This window comes from Kocuria sp. NPDC057446, from assembly GCF_042802875.1.
In the GTDB taxonomy this organism is placed as follows: Bacteria; Actinomycetota; Actinomycetes; order Actinomycetales; family Micrococcaceae; genus Kocuria.
Genome location: NZ_JBHVDI010000213.1, coordinates 1 through 5,009 on the forward strand (window position 1 = coordinate 1; position 5,009 = coordinate 5,009).

Annotated in this window: 4 protein-coding genes; 2 read left to right on the forward strand and 2 right to left on the reverse strand. The window is 69.5% G+C overall.

Annotation, left to right across the window (positions count from 1 at the left end; translation table 11 throughout):
- Nucleotides 1-76: 76 nt before the first annotated feature.
- Together ACFU0Y_RS17000 and ACFU0Y_RS17005 are read right to left on the reverse strand one after the other, a co-directional pair.
- The gene (locus ACFU0Y_RS17000; RefSeq protein WP_380215962.1) at nucleotides 77-1,525 is read right to left on the reverse strand and encodes a sugar porter family MFS transporter; all 1,449 of its coding nucleotides are present in this window, start codon (nucleotides 1,523-1,525) and stop codon (nucleotides 77-79) included.
- A 294-nt stretch (nucleotides 1,526-1,819) separates the two neighbouring features.
- Entirely contained in the window at nucleotides 1,820-2,569 is a 750-nt protein-coding gene (locus tag ACFU0Y_RS17005; RefSeq protein WP_380215964.1) for a hypothetical protein, read from the reverse strand.
- A gap of 261 nt (nucleotides 2,570-2,830) precedes the next feature.
- On the opposite strand from ACFU0Y_RS17005, the gene sucC reads away from it, so the two are divergent.
- Together sucC and sucD are read left to right on the forward strand one after the other, a co-directional pair.
- On the forward strand, nucleotides 2,831-4,000 hold the full coding sequence (sucC, locus tag ACFU0Y_RS17010) for an ADP-forming succinate--CoA ligase subunit beta (protein ID WP_380215966.1): 1,170 nt from the start codon (nucleotides 2,831-2,833) through the stop codon (nucleotides 3,998-4,000).
- A gap of 39 nt (nucleotides 4,001-4,039) precedes the next feature.
- Entirely contained in the window at nucleotides 4,040-4,957 is a 918-nt protein-coding gene (gene sucD / locus ACFU0Y_RS17015) for a succinate--CoA ligase subunit alpha (RefSeq protein WP_380215968.1), read from the forward strand.
- The last annotated feature ends 52 nt before the right edge of the window (nucleotides 4,958-5,009 follow it).

Consider the following 5,009-nt stretch of genomic DNA (forward strand, 5'->3'; position numbering starts at 1 on the left):
TCGATCGACCGCCTCCCGCCCGGAGGCTCCTCGTGCCGCGGCGGTCCGGCCGGGACCGGATCTCCCGCCGGCCGGCCTAGGAGGTCGGCGCCTTGACCTGGTAGATCGCGCCGGTCGAGACGTCCTCCTCGAGCGCCTCGAGGGTGCGGCCCCGGGTCTCGGGGACCTGGGTGTAGACGAAGAGCAGGGCCAGCACGCCGACCCCGGCGAAGAGGAAGAACGTACCGGTGATCCCGACCGCGTCGACCAGGGAGGGGAAGTAGAGGGAGAGGACGCCGTTGGCGACCCACAGCATGAACACGGACACGCCGATCCCGAGGCCGCGCATGTGCAGGGGGAAGACCTCGGAGAGGTACACCCACACGGCGACGTTGAGGAAGGTCTGCATGGAGCCGACGAAGGCCACCACGAGCGCCAGGATGACCCAGGGCCGCAGCGGGTTGCCCTCCTCCAGCGTCATGGCGGAGAACCCGATGAGCAGGTGGCAGGTGGTGGTGAGGGTCAGCCCGATCATGAAGGTCTTGCGCCGGTCGAGCCGGTCCATCAGGTACAGGGCGATGAGGCCGCCGATCACGGCGATCACTCCGGGGGCGATGTTGGCGATCAGCGCCGCGCCCGCCTCGAAGCCCGACTCGATGAGCACGATCTGCCCGTAGTACATGATCGAGTTGATGCCGGTGAGCTGCTGGGCGATGCCCAGGCCGATGCCGACGAGCATGATCCGGATCAGGTGCTTGTTGGTGAGGATCTGACCCAGCCCGATCCGGTTCTCGGCACGCTCCTCCTCGGTGATGTGCTCGACCTCGCCGAGCTCGGCGATCGCGCGGTCCTCGGAGCGCACCGACTTGAGCACCGCGAGGGCCTCCTCGTGGCGGCCCTTCTCGACGAGCCAGCGCGGGGACTCGGGCATCCGGAGCATGCCGATGAACAGTGCCACGGCGGGCAGGGCGGAGATGGCGAACATGATCCGCCAGACGCCGGTGACATCGCTGAAGACGTTGCCGATGATCGCGTTGATCACGAACGCCGAGAGCTGGCCGATCACGATGGCCACCTCGTTGCGGCCCGCGATCGATCCGCGGATCTCGTAGGGGGCAAGTTCGGCGAGGAAGACGGGCACGACCGCCGAGGCCCCGCCCACGGCCAGGCCCAGGCAGATGCGCCCGGCCACGAGCACCTCGTAGTTCGGGGTGAAGACGACGATCATCGTGCCGACGAAGAACAGCACGGCCAGCAGGAGGATCGTCCTGCGCCGGCCCCAGGCGTCGGAGATCCGGCCGCCGGAGAGGGCCCCGACGGCGGCGGCGAACACGAGCGAGCTGGTGACCACGCCCTCGGTGAGCGGGGTGAGACCGAGCTCGGCCGACATCGGGCGCAGCGCGCCGTTGATCACGCCGGTGTCGTAGCCGAAGAGCAGGCCGCCGAAGCAGGCGACGATGGAGATGAGACCGAGCCTTTTGCGGTGGGGCCCGGAGGTCAGAGGAGGCAGCGCGGCGGCCGCCTCACGGGGTGACGATGTGGCCATCGGGAAATCCTTTGTTCGGGCGCAGCCGGTGCGCTCTGCACAGTAGTGGGAGATCGGACGGGTCACCTGCCGTGACGCGCGTCTCATCGGACCTGATGTCCTTATGTTAGGACATAGTCGAAATCGAGGGAACCCCGCCGCGGAACTTCCTGTGAGCGCCGCGACATCATCGTCACACCGCCGTCCCGTTCCGGGGGCGTCGGGAGGAAGGTATGGGCGGTGGTCTGCGGGAGGTGCCGGCGGCACGCACTGCCGGGGCTCGGCCGGCGGCGCCCGCATGGGCGCTCGGCGGCCCTAGACGAACAGCAGCACCGCCACGGCCGCGGGGGCCGTCCAGCGCAGCGACCTGCCGGTGAGGTTGTGCACCGCTCCCAGCAGCGTGCAGCAGACCACGGCCGTGGCCACGGAGGCCCACCCGCCGAGGACCAGGCCGGGCAAGGCGAGGAGGAGTCCGAGGACGAGTCCGCCCACCGGGGCCACGCGGGCCCAGGGAGCCGGCCGGCGCAGCTCCACGGCGCGCTGCACGCACGTCAGGACCAGGGCGAGGAGCAAGGCCCGGCCCACGTGGTAGGCGGCGAAGCCGACCATGCCGAGCCATGCGCCCGCGCCGTACTGGGCGTAGAGGTCCAGGTAGAGCTGGATCGGCTGCACACGCCACTCGCCCACCAGGAAGACGGGCAGGATCACCCCGAGCAGGACGGCCAGCACGAACGCGACCAGGGCGACGGTGGTCCGCCGGTGGTCGGTCGCGGCGGAGGGGACGGCGTCCGAGGGCGGCGGGGCCGCGGGGTCCGCCGCACGGTGGCGCAGCCACGCCACGAGACCCCGCTGGATCCCGCACCACGCCGCACCGAGGCACAGCCAGGCGACGACCTGCCAACCCAGCGGGTACACCTCGGGGATCTCGCCGGTGAGGGTGAGCACCGTGCCGTCGACCACGGCCTCCAGCCCGAGGGACACGAACGCGAAGGTCGCGATCGAGACGAGGAAGCCGGGATCGGCGGGGGCGAACGCCCGGTTCTCGGGGGAGTCGACAGAGCTCATGGGCCCAGTCAATCAAGAAACGCCGGGGCGCACGCGCACGTCCCCGGTTGTGGCCGCCGATTCAGCATGCACTACAGTCTCGTACAGGGAGTGCACCGGAAAGTCCCGCGCCCGGAACGGCTCCGCGGAACGGCCCGGACGCATCCTCCGGCCTCGGCCGGGTGGATGCGGGGCGCTCCGTTCACCATCAGGTCGGAGGACGACCCGCGTACTGCCCGGGTCGCCGCCGCCCACGACTTCGACGAAGAAGGGCATTCACCCGTGGACCTGTTCGAATACCAGGCACGCGACCTGTTCGAGAAGCACGGCGTCCCCGTGCTCCAGGGCATCGTCGCGACCACCCCTGAAGAAGCAAGGGCCGCCGCCGAGAAGATCGGCGGGGTCACCGTCGTCAAGGCGCAGGTCAAGGTCGGAGGCCGCGGCAAGGCCGGCGGAGTCAAGGTCGCCAAGACCGCCGACGAGGCCTACGAGTACGCCCAGCAGATCCTCGGCATGGACATCAAGGGCCACACCGTCCACCGCGTCATGATCGCCCAGGGCGCCGACATCGCCGAGGAGTACTACTTCTCGATCCTGCTGGACCGCGCCAACCGCTCCTACCTGGCCATGTGCTCCGTCGAGGGCGGCGTGGAGATCGAGCAGCTCGCCGTCGAGCGCCCCGAGGCCCTCGCCCGCGTCGAGGTCGTCCCGACCGAGGGCATCACCGAGGCCAAGGCCCAGGAGATCGTCCGGCAGGCGGCCTTCGACGAGGAGACCGCGGCCAAGGTGGTCCCGGTCCTCGTCAAGCTGTGGGACGTCTTCCAGAAGGAGGACGCCACCCTCGTGGAGGTCAACCCGCTGGTGAAGACCGGCGACGGGCAGGTCATCGCCCTGGACGGCAAGGTCACCCTCGACGAGAACGCCGAGTTCCGCCAGCCGGAGCACGCCGCCCTCGCCGACAAGTCCAGTGCCGACCCCCTCGAGGAGAAGGCCAAGGAGCACGACCTCAACTACGTGAAGCTCGACGGCGAGGTCGGCATCATCGGCAACGGTGCGGGCCTGGTCATGTCCACCCTGGACGTCGTCGCCTACGCCGGCGAGAAGCACGGCAACGTCAAGCCGGCCAACTTCCTGGACATCGGGGGCGGGGCCTCCGCCGAGATCATGGCCGCCGGTCTGGACGTGATCCTCAACGACCCGCAGGTGAAGTCCGTGTTCGTCAACGTCTTCGGCGGCATCACCGCGTGCGACGCCGTGGCCAACGGCATCGTGAAGGCGCTCGAGATCCTCGGCGACGAGGAGGACAAGCCGCTCGTGGTCCGCCTGGACGGCAACAACGTCGAGGAGGGCCGGCGCATCCTGGCGGGCGCGAACCACCCGCTCGTCACCCTCGCCGAGACCATGGACGAGGGCGCGGACAAGGCCGCCGAGCTCGCCCACGCCGCCAACTGATCCGCCGACCGGACGAACACCCCGAAGGAACGAACAGCAATGTCAATCTTTTTGAACAAGGACTCCAAGGTCATCGTTCAGGGCATCACCGGCGGTGAGGGCACCAAGCACACCGGTCGCATGCTCGCCGCGGGCACCCAGGTGATGGGCGGTGTCAACGCCCGCAAGGCCGGCACCACCGTGGCCCACCAGGACAAGGACGGCAACAGCGTGGAGCTGCCCGTCTTCGGCACCGTCGCCGAGGCCGTCGAGAAGACCGGCGCGGACGTCTCCATCGTCTTCGTGCCGCCGGCCTTCACGAAGGACGCCGTGATCGAGGCCATCGACGCCGATGTCCCGCTGGTGGTCGTCATCACCGAGGGCATCCCGGTGCAGGACTCCGCCGAGTTCTGGGCCTACGCGAAGTCGAGGACCGGTGCGGACGGCAAGCAGACCACCCGCATCATCGGCCCCAACTGCCCCGGCATCATCACGCCGGGCGAGTCGCTCGTGGGCATCACCCCGGCGAACATCACGGGCAAGGGCAGGATCGGCCTGGTCTCCAAGTCCGGCACCCTGACCTACCAGATGATGTACGAGCTCCGCGACATCGGCTTCACCACCGCCATCGGCATCGGCGGCGACCCGGTCATCGGGACCACCCACATCGACGCCCTCGAGGCCTTCGAGGCGGACCCCGAGACCGAGGCCATCGTGATGATCGGCGAGATCGGCGGCGACGCCGAGGAGCGTGCCGCCGACTTCATCAAGGCGAACGTGTCCAAGCCGGTCGTCGGCTACGTGGCCGGCTTCACGGCTCCCGAGGGCAAGACCATGGGCCACGCCGGCGCCATCGTCTCCGGCTCCTCGGGCACCGCGCAGGCCAAGAAGGAGGCCCTCGAGGCCGCCGGTGTGAAGGTCGGCAAGACCCCCTCCGAGACCGCCCAGCTCATGCGCGAGATCTTCGAGACCAAGTGATCCGGCGGGCTCCGGCCCGTCGACCGCCACAGGGGAAGGCCCCGTCCACGAA

Bases quoted from the DNA above. Each gene is read 5' to 3' on its own strand.
- ACFU0Y_RS17000 (WP_380215962.1), bottom strand. From the start codon at position 1,525: ATGGCCACATCGTCACCCCGTGAGGCGGCCGCCGCGCTGCCTCCTCTG.
- ACFU0Y_RS17005 (WP_380215964.1), bottom strand. From the start codon at position 2,569: ATGAGCTCTGTCGACTCCCCCGAGAACCGGGCGTTCGCCCCCGCCGAT.
- sucD (WP_380215968.1), top strand. From the start codon at position 4,040: ATGTCAATCTTTTTGAACAAGGACTCCAAGGTCATCGTTCAGGGCATC.